The sequence below is a fragment of the Phenylobacterium sp. genome, from assembly GCF_965229015.1.
Taxonomy (GTDB): domain Bacteria; phylum Pseudomonadota; class Alphaproteobacteria; order Caulobacterales; family Caulobacteraceae; genus Phenylobacterium.
Genome location: NZ_CBDDIM010000002.1, coordinates 56,133 through 72,461 on the forward strand (window position 1 = coordinate 56,133; position 16,329 = coordinate 72,461).

Here is a 16,329-nt window from a genome sequence, read left to right on the forward strand (position 1 = left end):
TTCTGGCCAAAGGACGCCGCCGCGGCGCGGAATCCGACTCGGCCCCGCCGCTTCGGCTTGAACCGCGCAAATCGTACCTATCTAACGGCGCAATGACCGAATTCTCACCGCGCGAAATCGTCTCCGAACTCGACCGCTTCATCGTCGGTCACCCCGAGGCCAAGAAGGCCGTGGCCGTCGCCCTGCGCAACCGCTGGCGTCGCCGGCGCGTCCCCGAGGCCCTTCGCGACGAGGTGACGCCGAAGAACATCCTGCTGATCGGCCCCACCGGGGTGGGCAAGACCGAGATCGCGCGGCGCCTGGCTCGCCTGGCCCAGGCCCCCTTCCTGAAGGTGGAGGCCACCAAGTTCACAGAGGTCGGCTATGTGGGCCGCGACGTGGACCAGATCGTCCGCGACCTGGTGGAGATCGCGCTTTCCATGGTGCGCGAGAAGCGCCGCGCCGCCGTCCGCGCCAAGGCCGAGGCCGCGGCCGAGGAGCGTATCCTCGACGCCCTCACCGGCCCCGGCTCCACGGCCGCCCGCGAAAGCTTCCGCAAGAAGCTGCGGACCGGGGAGCTGGACGACAAGGAGGTGGAGCTGACCCTGGCCGACACCGGCGGCGGCGGCATGTTCGAGATCCCCGGCCAGCCGAACATGGGCATGCTCAATCTCTCCGAGATGATGGGCAAGGCCTTCGGCGGCCGCACCAAGACCCACAAGACCACCGTTGCTGCAGCCCACTCTCCCTTGATCCAGGAGGAAAGCGACAAGCTGCTGGACCAGGAGGCCCTGACCCAGGAGGCCATCGAGCTGGCCGAGAACCAGGGGATCGTCTTCCTCGACGAGATCGACAAGGTGGCCTCCAGCCGCGAACGCTCCGGCGGCGCCGACGTCTCCCGCGAAGGGGTGCAGCGCGACCTGCTGCCCCTGATCGAGGGCACCACCGTCTCCACCAAGCATGGCCCGGTGAAGACCGACCACGTGCTGTTCATCGCCTCGGGCGCCTTCCACGTGGCCAAGCCCTCGGACCTGCTGCCCGAACTTCAGGGGCGGCTGCCGATCCGGGTGGAGCTGAAGGCGCTCACCCGCGACGACATGCGCCGCATCCTCACCGAGCCCGAGGCCAACCTGATCGTCCAGCACCAGGCCCTGCTGGCCACCGAGGGCGTGACGCTCACCTTCACCGACGAGGCCATCGACGCCCTGGCCGACGCCGCCGTGGCGGTGAACGGCTCGGTGGAGAACATCGGCGCGCGGCGGCTGCAGACCATCCTGGAAAAGGTGCTGGAGGAGATCAGCTTCACCGCCTCGGACCGCTCAGGCGAGGCCATCAGCATCGACGCGGACTATGTGAAGGCCCATGTCGGCGACCTGGCCAAGGACGCCGACCTCTCGCGGTTCATACTCTAACAGCTCAGAACCGCGCCCGCCGGGCGTTGTAGATGGCGCCCTCCAGGGCCTTGGCGAACTCGGCGCGTTCGGAGGGGCTGAGCGCGCGGGCCACTGGGGCCTCCTTGCCCGAGAGGGCCAGGCGCAGGTCGATGGCGTGGTCATCCTCGGTCAGCAGGGTGACGCGGGTGAAGGCCGTGGGGCTTTCCCACAGCAGCTTGCTCATCTTCGGCGTCTCCTGGAACACCTGGACCCGGCGGTCGGTGACCCGCACCCGCTCGATCTGCTTGGCCGCGGCGTAGCTGGCCAGGAAGGCCACCACGATGGCGGCCAGGTCCAGGCCCAGGAACATCGGCACTAAGACCGCGCCCATGGAGAGGAAGATGGCCGCCGAGGCGCAGTTGAGCACCGTCACCACCGTGATCAGCACCATGAAGCCGCGCTGCGACAGGCTCCGGTTGGGCCTGATTTCGGCGTCCATGAAAACGACATCGTCCATAGCCCGGGCACGCTAGGCGATTTGCGGACCTCCAAACAGGCCCCACGTGCAGGGACGCTTGGCGAAGCGGCCCGGAGCGGGCGATGGTCGGCCATGGCCAAGACCCCCAACGCCCCGACCCGAAAATGCCTCAGCCCCGCCGAACAGGCGCGGATCGCGGAAATTTTTCATCGCTTCATCAGCCTCAGCGACGATCCCCGCACCGAACTGGAATACGCCAGCCCCTACGAGCTGGTGACCGCCGTGGCCCTTTCGGCCCAGGCCACCGACGTCTCGGTGAACAAGGCCACCCGGAAACTGTTCGCCGCCGCCGACACCCCGCAGAAGATGCTGGCGCTCGGGGAGGAGGGGCTGATCCCCTACATCGCGTCCATCGGCCTCTTCCGCACCAAGGCCAAGAACGTCATCGCCACGGCCCGCATCCTCATCGACCAGCACGGCGGCGAGGTGCCCCTGGACCGGGTGGCCCTCCAGGCCCTGCCCGGCGTCGGGCGCAAGACCGCCAGCGTGGTGCTCAACGAGCTGCGGATCGAGCCGGCCATCGCCGTGGACACCCACGTCTTCCGCGTCGCCCATCGCCTGAAGCTGTCGGAGGGCAAGACGCCGGACCAGGTGGAGGCCGACCTGATGGCCATCGTCCCCGAGCCCTACCTGACCCGCGCCCACCACTGGCTGATCCTGCACGGCCGCTATACCTGCCTGGCGCGGCGGCCGAAGTGCGAGGACTGCCCTCTCGCCGACCTCTGTCCCTCCCGGAAGCTGTTCGTCTAGTCCAGCTTCACCGGCAGCTCGACGTCGCAGATGGAGAAGTCGGCGCCCTTGGCGATGCGAACCTGGCGCACCAGGGTGCGGAAGGCGGGGCTGCGGTCGTTGAGGATCGAGACCCGGGGCCGCTCGGCGGCGGGGATGTCGGCGGCGACCCGCACCTTCAGCATCCTGTCGGGATCGGCGGGGGGCTCGCCCACCTTGATCAGCCGCACCACATCCAGGCCCGAGACCACCCGGCCCCAGACCGAATAGTCGCGGTCGAGCCGGCGGCTGGCGGCCCGCATGAAGAAGATCTCGCTATTGCCGGTGTCGTCGGCCGCCTGCCGGCCCATGCCGGCCACGCCGGGGCAATAGGCGCCCCAGGCGCGGATGGTCCCGTCGGTGCTGCGCGCCGCCTCCTGGCCCGACACGGTCTGGATCGGGACCGCGCCGAGGAAGCCGGTGGTGGCGTCCGACGGCGCGCTGACCGCCAGATAGTCGGCGATCTTCAGCTTGAAGGTGAATTCCGGCGGCAGGTCGGGGTGGCTGGAGACCCCGCCGTCCCGGTTGTTGGGATTGCCGGTCTGGTCGACGAAGCCCTCGATCACCCGATGGAATTGCAGGCCGTCATAGACACCCTCGCGGGCCAGCAGCTTCACCCGGGCCACCGACTGCGGCGCCATGGCCGGGGCCATGGCCACGATGACGCGGCCTTGGGTGGTGTCGATCACCAGCGTGTCTTCGGGATCGAGGGGCCGCCAGTCGCTGGCGGGGGCGGCGCCCATCAGGGCGAACGCGCAAAGGGCGGCGGAGAACTTGCGGATCATGCGACCCAGTGAAGCTTCTCCGCCGCCCCGCGCCAAGCCGATCTTTTGAGGGACCGGCCCTGGGCGGGAGTTTCGGTCAGGTGATGCGCTTGACGCTCACCGGGTCGCTGCCCGGGAAGCTCTCCTCGAGGCCTTCGTCCAGCAGGGCTTCCTGGCGGTCTTCGGCCTCGTGTTCCTTGTCGGCCAGCTGGTCGGGCTTCTCGCCGTCCTTCAGGGGGGTCACCTTGCGGGCGTGGGGGACCTCGGCCTCCTTCACGCTCTGTTTGTCGCTGGCCGCGCGCTCGGCGCCCTTGGCTTGATTGAGAATGCCCATGTGCCGGTCCTCTTGAACTGATGGCGGTTGCGCCGCCGTTCCGACCTAACGTGCGGGCCGCTCGCCGGTTGCCGCCCAACCTTGAGCATGCCGCAGCCGGACGCCACTGGCGTGGAGGCTGCTGGACCAGACGGGCCGCAAGGGAACCAGGCTCTCCACCAAGCGCAGCTCCACCCCGTGGGCGGCCATCATGGCCGGCAGGTCGGTGAGGGTCTCGACCGCCAGGGGCGTCACCGCCCGGCGCGAGACCCACATGCCGGCGTCAGCCAGGTCCTCGAAGGTCTCGGAGGGCAGTTCGTAGCGGTAAAGGGTTTCGCGTTTCAGGCGCTCGAGCCAGGCCCACTCCACATGGGCGATCATCCGGGCGGCGCTGGCTCCGAACCACCGCTGGCGGTCGGCCGGTGTGGTGGCCGGGGTTTCCCACAGCAGGATGCGCGGGCAGTCGCGGGGGAAGAAGTAGAGCGGCTGGGTCGTCTCGTCGATCGCCCAGACCAGCGGGCCGTTCAGCCAGTCCCGCCCCGGCGGCCGCGCCGAGGGAACCCGCACGGGCCTGGGAACAAAGCATTCGATGCCCGGATCGTCGCTGAAGTGAAAAAGCCGCATGCCAGATCCTGTCTAAAGCCCCGCCCGCGTTGCTCAAGCTTGTCTTTCCCTGTAGTCAGCCCGCCAACGTTTCCCCGGAAAGCCCAATGACCGAACTCTACGACGTCGCCGCCATCGGCAACGCCATCGTCGATGTGATCGCCCCGGCGACCGACGACTTCCTCTCCGCCAACGCCCTCGACAAGGGCGCCATGATGCTGATCGACGAAGCGCGCGGCGTGGAGCTCTACGGCAAGATGGCCGCGGGCATCGAGGCCTCCGGCGGTTCGGCCGGCAACACCATCGCCGGGGTCGCCAGCTTCGGCGGCCGGGCGGCCTATCTGGGCAAGGTGGCCAAGGACCAGCTGGGCGACGTCTTCGCCCACGACATGCGCGCCATCGGCGCCCACTTCGACACCCCGCCCCTGCTGGGCGGCCCGGCCACGGCCCGCTCGCTGATCAACGTCACCCCCGACGGCGAGCGCACCATGTGCACCTATCTGGGCGCCTCGACCGAGTTCGCCGCCGACGATGTCGATCCGGCGGTGATCGAGGCCGCCAAGATCGTCTATCTCGAGGGCTACCTGTTCGACGCCGAGGCCGCGCGGCGCGCCTTCGCCAAGGCCGCGGGCCTGGCCCGGGGCTCGGGGCGCATGATCGCCATCACCCTGTCGGACGGGTTCGTGGTGGAGCGCCACCGCGAGGCCCTGCTGGGCTTCATCGAGAGCCAGGTGGACCTGGTCTTCGCCAACGACACCGAGCTGATGGCGATGTTCCAGACCGACGATTTCAACGACGCCATGGCCCAGATGCGCGGCAAGGTGAAGATCGCCGCCGTCACCCGCGGCGCGGCCGGCTCCACCATCGCCGCGGCCGGCCAGACCTTCGACGTTTCGGCCTATCCGGTGGAAAAAGTCGTGGACACGACCGGCGCGGGCGACCAATACGCAGCCGGTTTCATGTTCGGTCTCGCCAAGGGCCGGCCGCTGAATGTCTGCGGCCAGCTCGGCTCGCTGGCGGCGTCGGAAGTGATCTCGCACTACGGCCCGCGTCCCCTGGTCAATCTGCAGGACCTGGCGGCGTCGAAAGGACTCTAAGCCCATGGCCCGCACGGCCGAAGTCGTCCGCAATACGAAAGAGACCCAGATCACGGTTCGCGTGGATCTGGACGGCTCCGGGGTGTCCGATGTCGAAACCGGCATCGGCTTCTTTGACCACATGCTGGACGGTCTCGCGCGATTCAGCGGGATCGACCTATACGTCCGCACCAAGGGCGACCTGCACATCGACTTTCACCACACGGTGGAAGACACCGGGATCGTGATCGGTCAGGCGATCAGGCAGGCGCTGGACGGCTTCAAGGGCATCTATCGCTTCGGCCACGCCTATGTCCCGATGGACGAAACCCTGACGCGTTGCGCCCTCGACCTCTGCAATCGCCCGTATCTGATCTGGAAGGTGGCCTTCAAGACCCCGAAGATCGGCGAGTTCGACACCGAGCTGTTCAAGGAATTCCACCACGCCTTCGCCATGAACCTGGGCGCCTGCGTGCATCTGGAGACCCTGTACGGCGACAACAGCCACCACATCGCCGAGAGCGGCTTCAAGGCCCTGGCCCGCGCCCTGCGCGCCGCCGTCGAACTCGACCCCAAGACCCATGGTCACGCGCCATCGACCAAGGGCGTCCTGTAGGATCATTCCATGCAGACTGTCGCCCTGATCGACTACGGGTCGGGCAACCTTCGCTCGGCCGAAAAGGCCTTGGTGAAGGCCGCCGACGGCGCGAGCCGGATCGTGGTCACCTGCGATCCTGAGACGGTGGCCGCCGCCGACCGCATCGTCCTGCCCGGCGTCGGAGCCTTCTCGGCCTGCATGACCGCGCTCTCCGAACGTCCCGGCCTGATCGAGGCCATGACCCAGGCGGTTCGCGGCAAGGGCGCGCCCTTCCTGGGCATCTGCGTGGGCATGCAGCTGCTGGCCACCCGGGGCCTGGAGTTCGGCGAGACCCGCGGCCTGGACTGGATCGGCGGCGACGTGCGCAGGATCGAGAGCCACGACCCGGCCATCAAGATCCCGCACATGGGCTGGAACACCCTGATCGGCGCCAGCGGCCCCGACCTGATCGCCAGGATCGGCGAGGCCCCCATGTACTTCACCCATTCCTTCGCCTTCTATCCGGACGACGAGAACGACGTCGCCGCCTGGGTGGATCACGGGGGACAATTCCCGGCCGCTGTCGCCAACGGCAACATCGCGGGCGTACAGTTTCACCCTGAAAAGTCGCAGAGCGCCGGACTTGCCCTGTTGGCGCGCTTCCTGGAGTGGCGACCTTGATCCTCTATCCCGCGATCGACCTGAAGGACGGCCAGTGCGTGCGCGTCCTGCACGGCGACCTGACCACCGCCACCGTCTTCAACGCCTCCCCCGCCGACCAGGCCCGGCAGTTCGTGGAGAGCGGATTCCACTGGGTCCACGTGGTGGACCTGAACGGCGCCGTCCAGGGCCGGGCGATCAATGAGAAGGCCGTCGAGGCCATCCTCGAGAACGTCTCCATCCCCGTCCAGCTGGGGGGCGGCATTCGGTCGATGAAGGATATCGAGCGCTGGATCGAGGCCGGGGTCTCCCGGGTGATCCTGGGCACCATCGCCGTCACCGATCCCGAGATCGTCAAGGCCGCGGCCCGCGAGTGGCCCGAGCAGATCGCCGTCAGCGTCGACGTCCGCAAGGGCAAGGTGGCGACCCAAGGCTGGACCGAGAGCTCCGACCTGGACGCCGTCACCGTCTCCAAGCGGTTCGAGGACGCCGGGGTCGGCGCCCTGATCATCACCGACATCGACCGCGACGGCACGGTGATGGGCTTCAATGTCGAGGCCTTCGGGGCCATCGCCGACGCCGTCAACATCCCGGTGATCGCCGCCGGCGGCCTGGCCAGCGTCGACGACATCGTCCGGCTGCGGGCCCGCAAGGGGGTGCCGATCGCCGGCGCCGTCCTGGGCCGCGCCCTCTACAACGGCGCCATCAGCCCCGCCGAAGCCCTCAAGGTCGCCGCCTGATGCTGAGGGTTCGCGTCATCCCCTGCCTGGACGTCAAGGACGGCCGCGTGGTGAAGGGCGTGAACTTCGTGGCCCTGCGCGACGCCGGCGATCCGGTGGAACAGGCCAGAGCCTATGACGCCGCCGGCGCCGACGAGCTGATGTTCCTGGACATCACCGCCAGCCACGAGCGGCGCGGCGCCATCCTGGACGTCATCGCCCGCACCGCCGATGTCTGCTTCATGCCGCTGTCGGTGGGGGGCGGCATCCGCGAGGTGGCCGATGCGCGGCGGCTGCTGCTGGCCGGGGCCGACAAGATCAGCGTCAACACCGCCGCGGTGGAGAACCGCGACCTGATCAGCGCCTGCGCCGACGCCTTCGGCTCCCAGGCCGTGGTGGTGGCCATCGACGCCAAGCACGGCGCGGCGCGCGCCGGGTCTGGCGGTCGCAACGACGGCTGGGAGGTCTATACCTATGGCGGCCGCACCGCGACGGGGCTGGACGTGGTGGACTACGCCGTGGAGGCCGTGAAGCGCGGCGCCGGCGAGATCCTGCTGACCTCCATGGACCGCGACGGCGCCAAGACCGGCTACGACATCGACCTGCTCCATGCCGTCACCAGCGCCGTGAACGTCCCGGTGATCGCCTCGGGCGGCGCCGGCGCCGCGGCCCACATGGTCGAGGCCGTGATCAAGGGCGGCGCCGACGCCGTCCTGGCCGCCTCGATCTTCCACTTCGGGGAAGTTTCCATCGGCGAGGTCAAGCGCGCCATGGCCGAGGCCCATATTCCTGTCCGCCTGACGGAGACCGCCGCATGAGCCGTTTTTCCGAGACCCTGGAGCGCCTGGCCGCCACCATCGAGGACCGAAAGGGCGCGAGCCCCGAAAGCTCCTACACCGCCAAGCTGCTCTCGGAAGGCGTCGAGCGCGCCGCCAAGAAGCTGGGGGAGGAGGCCGTCGAGGTGGTGATCTCCGCCGTCCAGAAGGACAAGGACGGCCTGGCCGCCGAGAGCGCCGACCTGATGTACCACTTCCTGGTGGTGCTGGCCGCCGCCGGCGTCAGCCTGGACGACGTGGCCGCCTGGCTGGAAAGCCGCGAGGGCCGCTCGGGCCTGGAAGAGAAGGCCTGGCGGCACCGGTCGGAGACGTAGAGGGCCCACCCTCCGATGTCATCCCGCATGGAGGCCGCAGGCCGGAAGTGCGGGACCAAGAAGCACCGATCTCTCCGGCACGCCCCGCGCTTCTGGGTCCCGGCCTTCCGCGCTACGCGCTCCAGCCGGGATGACACCCTAGGAGAGCGCCGCGGCCGTTCTTGTTCGTGCCCTTCGTGGTTGGACTCCTAGAACGGCCACCAGCTCCAGAACCAGGTGACCATCCGGGCCCAGAGGCCGTCGAAGGAGAATCCGATGGCCGTCTCCACCGGACCCTTGGGGGGCTCGGGGACGAACCAGCTGGGCGCGGCGGGCGGAGCGCAGTTCATGCGCATGCCCACCCCCTTCAGATAGCCCCGGCGGATCTCCCCGGCGCGGATGGCGGCCTGGACCTTCTTGTCGTGGCGCGCGGCGCCGGTCAGCTTGCGCACCCAGCCGCGGAAGGGCAGCAGGCCGCCGCTCTCGCTGCGCACCTCGGAGATGCCGGCGTCCTTGATCGCCCCGCCCACCTTCTGGGCCCGGGTGCGGGTGTCGGGGGCCGGCGCCTCGTCGAGGTCCGGGCCCAGGGCGGCGTCCAGGCGGCCGATCTCGGCGGCGATGGGCTCGCAACGCGACAGACCCGCCAGGTCATAGGGGTCGGACCGGGCGCGGGAGAGCACGTCGGGAATGCCCTTCTGCTTGAGGTTCAGGTCCTCCAGGGGGGCCAGGGCCGCGTCCCGGAAAGTGTCCTTGGCCTGCATGACGCCGCGATCGGCGGCCTGGGTGGAGCCCGCGGACAAAAGAGTGACGGTGACGGCGAAAGCAGCGGCGCGCATGGCGCCACCATAGTCGAGCTCAACGGCGCGCGCTAACCTCGCCCCTCATGACCCCCGCCCTCGACGTGCTCGCCGGCCGCGCGACGCCGCCCTTCCTGGCGCTGACGACCACCCGCGACCGCGATTGGCGCTGGGTGGCTTGCATGGCCGTGGCCGGCCCCCTGGCCACCATAGGCATGGCCATCCTGGTGGCGGTGGCCTTGTTGGTCAGCGACCACTTCGGTCTGTCGCTCAACGCTTTCGGCGGCGACCTGCCGAACCTGCCGCGGCTGCTGAAATCCAGCGTCTACATCCTCGAGGTGGGGATCGGCCTGGCCGCCGCCGCCCTGGGCCTGCTGCTGGCCGCCCGGCTGATCTTCAAGCGCCCCCTGCGCAGCTGGATCACGGCGGCTCCGCGCTTCCGCCTGAGCCTGCTGGCCTGGGGCGTGGCCGCCGGGGTGGTGGCGATCGCGGTGCTGAACCTGATCTCGGCCTTCGCGCCCACCACCGGGAGCGAGGCGCCGATCCTCGACCCTGCCTATCCGGTGAAGGATCGCCTGGCCTATGTGGCGGCCAGCAGCCTGGGGTTCCTGATCGCCGCCTGGGCCGAGGAGGTGGTGTTCCGCGGCTACCTGCTGCAGCAGGTGAGCGCCTTCACCCGCCGGCTGTGGCTGGTCCTGCTGATCAACGGCCTGGTCTTCGCCCTCTTCCACCTTGAGTTCGACCCCGGCGCCCTGGCGGCCCGCGCCCTGCTGGGGATGGTCTTCGCCTGGGCGACCCTGAGGCTCGGCGGCCTGGAGTTCGGCGTCGGCGCCCACGCCGCCCAGAACCTGGGGGTGGCCCTGTTCGGCGAGGTCCTGCTGCCCACCTCGCCTCAGACCACCGTCAAGCTGGCCGACCTGGGGTACGAGCTGGTGCTGGCGGTGACCATCGTGGCCTGCGTGGAATGGCTCTATCGCCGACGGACCCTGGCGGTTCCGGCCCTGGCCTAGGGGGCGACAGGCGCCAGCGACCGATGAGGCGCGTGGTCTCCATCCGAACAAACCCGTCATCCCGGACGGCCGCCAGGCCGATCCGGGACCCAGGGGCCGCGATCAATCCCCCTGGGTCCCGGCTCTTCGCTTCGCTGCGGCCGGGATGACGCCGGTGGGAATGCGCCAGCTCCGCCCCCCTATTTCAGCAGCAGCTGGCCTTCCTTCTGGACGCGGCCCTTGATCTTGCCGGCGATGAGGGCGAGCACGTTGGGCAGGTTGATGGTCATGTGGACCGCGGCGTCCAGCACCTCCAGGTGGCCGGTGACGTTCTGGCCCATGGCCGCGACGGCGAAGTTCATGCGGTCGCCGTCCCAGCTCTTGGTGAGCGCCTTGGCCGCGGCCTCGCCGAACTGCTGGCTGATCTTGCCGAAGCCCTCCTCGATCCGCTGGCGCGCCACGGCGCGGCCCAGCTCGTGGGGGATGGTGATGGTGATCGGCTTGCTCATGTCGGGCCCTTCTGACTGACGTCCATAACGGCGCAGATGGGGATCGGGTCCAGCCGGAACAAAGGCCGCCCCTGTGGATTGTTTCAGGGCGATCCTGATTGGCGGGGCCCCGGTGGCGTTTCTTTCTCGATATCTCTGCGGTCTGATCGGCGCCCTGGCGCTGAGCGGCTTGGCCGGCGCGGCCCAGGCCCAGACCCCCTGCGCGGGCGCCGCGCCCGCCGTGGGGGCCGAACTGCACGGCCCGGTCCTGCACATCCTCGACGCCGACCATCTCTGCGTGGCGCAGGGCGCGACCCCCGACCAGTGGGTGGAGGTCCAGCTCGCCCCGGAGCCCGTCCAGACCACCGCCACCCTGCAGCCCAGCCGCGGGTCGCTGATGGCGGTGGCTTTCGCCCAGAACGTCACCTGCCGGATCCTCGACCAGGCTGACGGCCTGCCCGTCGCCGCCTGCCGCCTGGACGACCAGTCGCTGCGCGGCCTGACCCGGCAGCCGGCGGCCTATGTCGCCGGTCAGGCCTGGCGCTAACCGCTCGTCCCGGCGGGCCCGCCGCTCGTCCCAAGCCCCTTTTCCGCACGGCGGTCTGACGCTCCCCTGGGCGCATGACCCGACACGCGCTCCCCCTGCTCGCCGCCGCCAGCCTCGCGGCCTGTTCCGCCCCCCGCCCCGCCCCGGCCCCCGACGCCGGATGGGCCCACTATGGCGGCGACGCCGGCGGCCAGCGCTATTCCCCCGCCGCCCAGATCACGCCGGACAACGTCGCGGGGCTGAAACCCGTCTGGCGGTTCTCCACCGGCGACCTGGCCAGCAAGGGCGCCGCCATGAAGCGCGCCGCCTTCGAGGTCACCCCGATCCTGGCGGCCGGCCGGCTCTATCTGTGCTCCCCCTTCAACGAGGCCAGCGCCATCGATCCGGAGACCGGCAAGGCCCTGTGGCGCTTCGACCCGAAGCTCGCCCCCGACATCCGATATCCCAACGCCTACAACTGCCGGGGCCTGGCCTATTGGAGGAATCCCGCCGCACCACCCGCCGCGCCCTGCGCCGAGCGGATCTTCATGAACACCAACGACCGCCGGCTGTTCGCCCTCGACGCCGCCACCGGGCGGGCCTGCGCCGGGTTCGGGGCGGGGGGCTGGGTTCCGGCCATACCCGGCGTGACCCTGACCCGCCCCGGCGGCGCCCAGATCACCTCGCCGCCGGTGGTGGTCCAGGGGTTGGTGATCACCGGCTCCTCGATCGACGACAACCAGAAGGTCGATGAGACCCCCGGCGCAGTCCATGCCTTCGACGCCGTCACCGGGGCGCTCAAGTGGCGGTTCGACCCCCTGGACAGCGCCCGGCCCGGGATCCGCGCCGGCGCCGCCAATGTCTGGGCGCCCATGTCGGCGGACGAGGCGCGGGGACTGGTGTTCCTGCCCACCTCCAGCGCCAGCCCGGACTTCTATGGCGCGGCCCGGCCGGGGAACGGCGGCCACGCCAATTCGGTGGTGGCCCTGCACGCGGCCACCGGCCAGGTGGCCTGGGCCTTCCAGACCACCCACCATGACGTCTGGGACTATGACCTGCCGGCCCAGCCGACGCTGGCGACGGTGACCTATCGCGGCGTGACCGCCCCGGCGGTGATCCAGACCACCAAGCAGGGCCTGGTCTTCACCCTCAACCGCGACACCGGCGCCCCGGTGATCCCGGTGGTGGAGCGCCCGGTTCCCCAGGGCGGGGCCCTGGGGGAGACCCTGTCGCCGACCCAGCCCTTCCCGGTCGCCCCGGCCGCCCTGGCGCCGAGCCGCATCGCACCCCAGGACGCCTTCGGCCTGACCCCCTGGGACCGGGCCGCCTGCCGCCGGCTGCTGGAGGGCGCGCGAAACCAGGGGCTCTACACCCCGCCCACCACCCGGGGGACGATCATCTATCCCTTCACCGGCGGCGGCTCGAACTGGGGCGGGATCGCCTTCGATCCGGGCCGCCAGGTGGTCTACGCCAACACCTCCAGCGCCCTGCACAAGGTGACCCTGATCCCCGCGGACCAGGTGAAGGCCGCCCAGGCCGCCCAACCGGACCTCGAGATCAGCCCCAACACCGGCGCCCGCTACGGCATGAAGCGCGAGCTGCTGCTCTCCCCCCTGGGCCTGCCCTGCAACCCGCCACCCTGGGGGGAACTGTCGGCCATCGACATGCATGACGGCAGGGTGCTGTGGCGCGTGCCGCTCGGCACCACCCGGGACCTGGCGCCCGGCTCGCAGCTCTTCCTGAGAGGGACCGGCACGCCGAATGTCGGCGGGCCCATCGTCACCCGCGGCGGCCTGGTGTTCATCGGCGCCGCCATGGACAACTATCTCCGCGCCTTCGACGCCCGCTCCGGCAAGGAGCTGTGGAAGGGCCGCCTGCCGGCCGGGGGCCAGGCCACCCCCATGACCTATGTCTGGAAGGGCCGGCAGTACGTGGTGATCGCCGCCGGCGGACATTCCAAGAGCGACACCAGGCGCGGCGACCAGCTGGTGGCCTTCGCCCTGCCGGACTAGGGAACCTTCGGGACGCGGCGCGTCTTTTCGCTGGCGCGCGGCCCCGCGCCCGGTGAAACCTTAGGCCCATGACCCTGACAACCCGCGTTCTCATCGGCCTGGTGGCCGGTCTCGCCGCCGGCGCCGCGATCGCGGCCTACGCCCCGGGCGCCGCCCCGCAGATCATCGCCGTGGCCGAGCCGGCCGGGGGAGTCTGGCTCGACGCCCTGCGGATGACCATCATTCCCCTGGTCTTCGCCCTGCTGGTGACCGGCGTCTCCCAGGCCGCCGACACCGCTAGGGCCGGGGGCGACGCGGCCCGGACCCTGGGGCTGTTCGCCGTCCTGCTGGTGGGCTCGGCGGCCTTCTCCGCCCTCGCCACCCCGGCCCTGCTGGCGGTCTGGCCCGCCCCGGCCGAGGCCGCCCAGGCCCTGCGCGCCGCGGCCCACGCCGCGAATGGGGAGATTCCGCCGACCCCCACCATCGAGGCCATGCTGAAGAGCTTCATCCCCACCAATCCGGTGCAGGTGGCCGCCGAGGGGGCCATGGCGCCCCTGGTGGTCTTCGCCCTGGTCTTCGGCCTGGCCGCCACCCGCATCGCCGCCGAGCACCGGGCCAGCCTGCTGGGGTTCTTCGCCGCGGTGAAAGACACCATGATGGTCCTGGTCCACTGGGTGCTGTGGGCCGCCCCCTTCGGCGTTTTCGCCCTGGCCCTGGTCACCGGGGCCCGCACCGGCCTGGGGGCGGTGGGGATCCTCGGCCACTATGTGATCGTGGTCTCCATCATGTGCCTGAGCATGGCGGCGATCGCTGTGGTCCTGGCCGTGGTGTTCGGCCGCGTGCCCTTCATGGCCTTCGTCCGCGCCATGATCCCGGTGGAGGCCGTGGCCATCTCAACCCAGTCGTCCCTGGCCTCCCTGCCGGCCATGCTGGACACCGCCGAGCGGCTTGGGGTTCCCGACAAGGTGCGCGGCATGGTCCTGCCCATGGCCGTCGCCCTGTTCCGCATGACCAGCCCGGCCGGCAACATGGCGGTGGTGATCTATGTGGCCCACGTCTACGGGGTGCACCTGTCGCCGCTGGTGCTCGTGGTCGGGACCCTGGTGGCCGCCACGGTCAGCCTGGCCGCGGTCGGCATCGCCAGCGCCGTGACCTTCTTCACCACCCTCGGCCCCATCTCCATGGCCATGGGGGTGCCGATGGAGCTGCTGCCCCTGCTGCTGGCGGTGGAGACCCTGCCCGACATCTCGCGGACCATCGGCAATGTCACCGCCGACGTCGCCGTCACCACCATGGCCGCCGAATGGAGCCTGGAGGAGGACGCCGAGGAGGAGCTGCCGGTGACCGAGGGGGTCTAGGCCCGGCTCTTCCGCTTGAGGGCCACATAGAGGGCCCCCTCGCCGCCGTGGGTGCGGTGGGCCTCGGAGATGCCGGCCACCACCTCGCGCAGGGACGGGCTCGACAGCCATTCCGGGGTCATGCGCCGCAGCACCCCGCCGCCGCGGGCGCCCTTGCCGGTGATCACCAGCACCGCGCGGTCGCCGCGGTTCCAGGCGCCCAGCACGAACCCTTCGAGCGCCGCCTTGGCCTGCATCTGGTCCAGGCCGTGCAAGTCGATGCGGCCGCCGATCGCCTCGCGCTCCTTGGCGATGCGCTGCTTGCGGCGCGGCTCGATGTCCTCGGGCCCCAGCCAGGGATGCGGCGGGCGCTTCGGCGCGGGCTTCTCCGGGATGGGGATGCGGGCGGCGGGCGCGTTGTGGTCGATCTGGGCGGCCAGAGCGTGGCGTTCGGCCTTGGAGACCGCGCGGCCGGGCATGGGGTGGACCGTGGCGGCCACCATGGACCAGAGGCGCAGCTCGTCGGGCCGGACGGGCCGCTTCACGATCCGGGACCCACCCGCGGGACCAGGCGGTGCATCCGCAGGGTATGGCGCACCCGGCCGGCCTCGGCGCCGGCGCGCTGGCCCTGGCCCAGATAGAGGTCGGCGCGGACCTCGCCCTTGATCGCCCCGCCGACGTCCAGCGCCGTGACCAGGCGCCGGTAGGTGGGGAAGGCGCCGTTGAGCAGCGGGGCCACCCCGTCGATCCAGAACAGCTCGCCGGTGGCGTGACGGCTGGGGTCGACGGCGATGGCGCGGCCGGCCGGCAGGGGAATGCCCGCCGAACCCACCGGCGGGCGGCCGTCGTCCGGCGCCAGGGTGAAGAAGACGTAGCGCGGGTTGAGCCGCATGATGGCCTGGGCCTCGGGGCCCCGATGGTCGGCCAGCCACTGGCGAATGGCCTCGCCGGAGGTGTTGTTGGCCGCCAGCAGCCCCTTGTCGCGCATGGGGTTGGCGATGCCGGCGAAGGGCCGGCCGTTGGTGGCGGAAAACAGCACCTTGGCCCGGGTCCCGTCCGGATAGGTGATCACGCCCGAGCCCTGGACCTGCAGGAAGAACAGCTCCTCGGGCCGCATCCAGGCCAGGGCCTGGCCGGGCGGGGCGGCCTCGATGGCGGTACGGTCGGGATAGGGGCCGAGCTGGCCGTCCGGGCCCCGCTGCTGGGCGTCGCGGCCGCCCTGGCCGCTGGCCACCAGGTCGGCGGGCTTGGGCCGGACCGGGGCGGAGAACTCCGCGTCGGGCTTGGCGCGGGCCTCATATTCCGGCGCGTAATAGGCCGTCAGGATTCCCTCGCCGGGCAGGGCCTCGGGGCGGAAATTGGCTTCGAAGAAGGCGCGGGCCTCGGCGCGCGGCAGCAGGGGCTGGCTGCGGGCCCGGCGGCAGATCTCCCCCATGGCGGCGTCGCGGGCCGCCCCGCAGGTGGCGCGGAAGGACTCGAAGGCCTGGGCGTGATCCTCCTCGTTCCAGCCCGGCAGGTCGCTGAACTGCTCGAGCTTGGGCGGCGGACCGGGCGGCGGGCCGGGGATGGGGCGCGGCGTGGGGCCGGGCTTGGCCGTGGCGCAGGCCGCCAGGGTCAGGGCCGCGGCGCAGGCCAGGAGGATCTTGGGCAGGTTGCGGGCCACGACGGACTCCGGGCTGACCGGCCAGGGGCCGGGATGAGC

The 16,329-nt window shown here is 70.7% G+C and carries 20 protein-coding genes; 12 read left to right on the plus strand and 8 right to left on the minus strand.

The genetic code is table 11. From position 1 onward, the window contains the following. Nucleotides 1–92: 92 nt before the first annotated feature. Entirely contained in the window at nucleotides 93–1,391 is a 1,299-nt protein-coding gene (gene hslU, locus ACO06I_RS16460; RefSeq protein ID WP_421933702.1) for an ATP-dependent protease ATPase subunit HslU, read from the plus strand. A gap of 4 nt (nucleotides 1,392–1,395) precedes the next feature. Here hslU and ACO06I_RS16465 read toward each other — a convergent pair whose 3' ends face one another. Next, nucleotides 1,396–1,851, minus strand: a complete 456-nt coding sequence (locus ACO06I_RS16465; RefSeq protein ID WP_421933703.1) for a DUF2244 domain-containing protein — start codon at nucleotides 1,849–1,851, stop codon at nucleotides 1,396–1,398. Between the two features lie 111 nt (nucleotides 1,852–1,962). On the opposite strand from ACO06I_RS16465, the gene nth reads away from it, so the two are divergent. Next, a complete protein-coding gene (nth, locus tag ACO06I_RS16470) occupies nucleotides 1,963–2,640 on the plus strand; it encodes an endonuclease III (RefSeq protein ID WP_421933704.1) in 678 nt (225 codons plus the stop codon). Here the strand turns inward: nth and ACO06I_RS16475 are convergent. The 3 genes from ACO06I_RS16475 to ACO06I_RS16485 all read right to left on the minus strand — a co-directional run bounded on the left by ACO06I_RS16475 (nucleotide 2,637) and on the right by ACO06I_RS16485 (nucleotide 4,359). After that, a complete protein-coding gene (locus tag ACO06I_RS16475; protein WP_421933705.1) occupies nucleotides 2,637–3,443 on the minus strand; it encodes a peptidylprolyl isomerase in 807 nt (268 codons plus the stop codon). The genes nth and ACO06I_RS16475 overlap by 4 nt on opposite strands. A gap of 76 nt (nucleotides 3,444–3,519) precedes the next feature. Further along, nucleotides 3,520–3,756: a hypothetical protein gene (locus ACO06I_RS16480; protein ID WP_421933706.1), complete on the minus strand. Its 237-nt coding sequence runs from the start codon at nucleotides 3,754–3,756 to the stop codon at nucleotides 3,520–3,522. Between the two features lie 45 nt (nucleotides 3,757–3,801). Beyond that, entirely contained in the window at nucleotides 3,802–4,359 is a 558-nt protein-coding gene (locus ACO06I_RS16485) for a DUF6886 family protein (protein WP_421933707.1), read from the minus strand. A gap of 86 nt (nucleotides 4,360–4,445) precedes the next feature. Between ACO06I_RS16485 and ACO06I_RS16490 the strand changes: the two genes are divergently transcribed. From ACO06I_RS16490 to ACO06I_RS16515, 6 genes are read left to right on the plus strand one after another with little or no spacing between them, the layout of a single operon-like run. Further along, nucleotides 4,446–5,435 carry an adenosine kinase gene (locus tag ACO06I_RS16490; protein ID WP_421933708.1) on the plus strand — a complete coding sequence of 330 codons (990 nt, stop codon included), beginning with the start codon at nucleotides 4,446–4,448 and terminating at the stop codon, nucleotides 5,433–5,435. A 4-nt stretch (nucleotides 5,436–5,439) separates the two neighbouring features. Continuing rightward, nucleotides 5,440–6,030: an imidazoleglycerol-phosphate dehydratase HisB gene (gene hisB / locus ACO06I_RS16495; protein WP_421933709.1), complete on the plus strand. Its 591-nt coding sequence runs from the start codon at nucleotides 5,440–5,442 to the stop codon at nucleotides 6,028–6,030. A 9-nt stretch (nucleotides 6,031–6,039) separates the two neighbouring features. Then, nucleotides 6,040–6,672 (plus strand): imidazole glycerol phosphate synthase subunit HisH, encoded by a 633-nt coding sequence (gene hisH / locus ACO06I_RS16500; protein WP_421933710.1) that lies wholly within the window; start codon nucleotides 6,040–6,042, stop codon nucleotides 6,670–6,672. After that, nucleotides 6,669–7,391 (plus strand): 1-(5-phosphoribosyl)-5-[(5-phosphoribosylamino)methylideneamino]imidazole-4-carboxamide isomerase, encoded by a 723-nt coding sequence (gene hisA, locus ACO06I_RS16505; RefSeq protein ID WP_421933711.1) that lies wholly within the window; start codon nucleotides 6,669–6,671, stop codon nucleotides 7,389–7,391. The genes hisH and hisA overlap by 4 nt, the downstream gene beginning before the upstream one ends. After that, on the plus strand, nucleotides 7,391–8,188 hold the full coding sequence (gene hisF / locus ACO06I_RS16510) for an imidazole glycerol phosphate synthase subunit HisF (RefSeq protein ID WP_421933712.1): 798 nt from the start codon (nucleotides 7,391–7,393) through the stop codon (nucleotides 8,186–8,188). The genes hisA and hisF overlap by 1 nt, the downstream gene beginning before the upstream one ends. Then, nucleotides 8,185–8,520: a phosphoribosyl-ATP diphosphatase gene (locus ACO06I_RS16515; protein ID WP_421933713.1), complete on the plus strand. Its 336-nt coding sequence runs from the start codon at nucleotides 8,185–8,187 to the stop codon at nucleotides 8,518–8,520. The genes hisF and ACO06I_RS16515 overlap by 4 nt, the downstream gene beginning before the upstream one ends. 188 nt (nucleotides 8,521–8,708) lie before the next feature. Here the strand turns inward: ACO06I_RS16515 and ACO06I_RS16520 are convergent, their stop codons facing one another. After that, nucleotides 8,709–9,335 carry a hypothetical protein gene (locus ACO06I_RS16520; protein WP_421933714.1) on the minus strand — a complete coding sequence of 209 codons (627 nt, stop codon included), beginning with the start codon at nucleotides 9,333–9,335 and terminating at the stop codon, nucleotides 8,709–8,711. A gap of 47 nt (nucleotides 9,336–9,382) precedes the next feature. Between ACO06I_RS16520 and ACO06I_RS16525 the strand changes: the two genes are divergently transcribed. Further along, on the plus strand, nucleotides 9,383–10,306 hold the full coding sequence (locus tag ACO06I_RS16525; RefSeq protein WP_421933715.1) for a CPBP family intramembrane glutamic endopeptidase: 924 nt from the start codon (nucleotides 9,383–9,385) through the stop codon (nucleotides 10,304–10,306). Between the two features lie 179 nt (nucleotides 10,307–10,485). Here the strand turns inward: ACO06I_RS16525 and ACO06I_RS16530 are convergent, their stop codons facing one another. Further along, a complete protein-coding gene (locus ACO06I_RS16530; protein WP_421933716.1) occupies nucleotides 10,486–10,794 on the minus strand; it encodes a polyhydroxyalkanoic acid system family protein in 309 nt (102 codons plus the stop codon). Nucleotides 10,795–10,906: 112 nt separating this feature from the next. On the opposite strand from ACO06I_RS16530, the gene ACO06I_RS16535 reads away from it, so the two are divergent. From ACO06I_RS16535 to ACO06I_RS16545, 3 genes are all read left to right on the plus strand, one after another. Beyond that, nucleotides 10,907–11,320, plus strand: a complete 414-nt coding sequence (locus ACO06I_RS16535; protein WP_421933717.1) for a hypothetical protein — start codon at nucleotides 10,907–10,909, stop codon at nucleotides 11,318–11,320. Nucleotides 11,321–11,394: 74 nt separating this feature from the next. Then, a complete protein-coding gene (locus ACO06I_RS16540) occupies nucleotides 11,395–13,311 on the plus strand; it encodes a pyrroloquinoline quinone-dependent dehydrogenase (protein WP_421933718.1) in 1,917 nt (638 codons plus the stop codon). Between the two features lie 68 nt (nucleotides 13,312–13,379). Then, nucleotides 13,380–14,648: a dicarboxylate/amino acid:cation symporter gene (locus ACO06I_RS16545; protein ID WP_421933719.1), complete on the plus strand. Its 1,269-nt coding sequence runs from the start codon at nucleotides 13,380–13,382 to the stop codon at nucleotides 14,646–14,648. Here ACO06I_RS16545 and ACO06I_RS16550 read toward each other — a convergent pair. Both ACO06I_RS16550 and ACO06I_RS16555 read right to left on the minus strand, forming a co-directional pair. Next, on the minus strand, nucleotides 14,645–15,172 hold the full coding sequence (locus ACO06I_RS16550) for a Smr/MutS family protein (protein ID WP_421933720.1): 528 nt from the start codon (nucleotides 15,170–15,172) through the stop codon (nucleotides 14,645–14,647). The two genes, ACO06I_RS16545 and ACO06I_RS16550, sit on opposite strands and share 4 nt — an antisense overlap. Continuing rightward, nucleotides 15,169–16,290: an MltA domain-containing protein gene (locus ACO06I_RS16555; protein ID WP_421933721.1), complete on the minus strand. Its 1,122-nt coding sequence runs from the start codon at nucleotides 16,288–16,290 to the stop codon at nucleotides 15,169–15,171. Before ACO06I_RS16555 ends, ACO06I_RS16550 begins: the two co-directional genes overlap by 4 nt. Nucleotides 16,291–16,329: the final 39 nt, after the last annotated feature.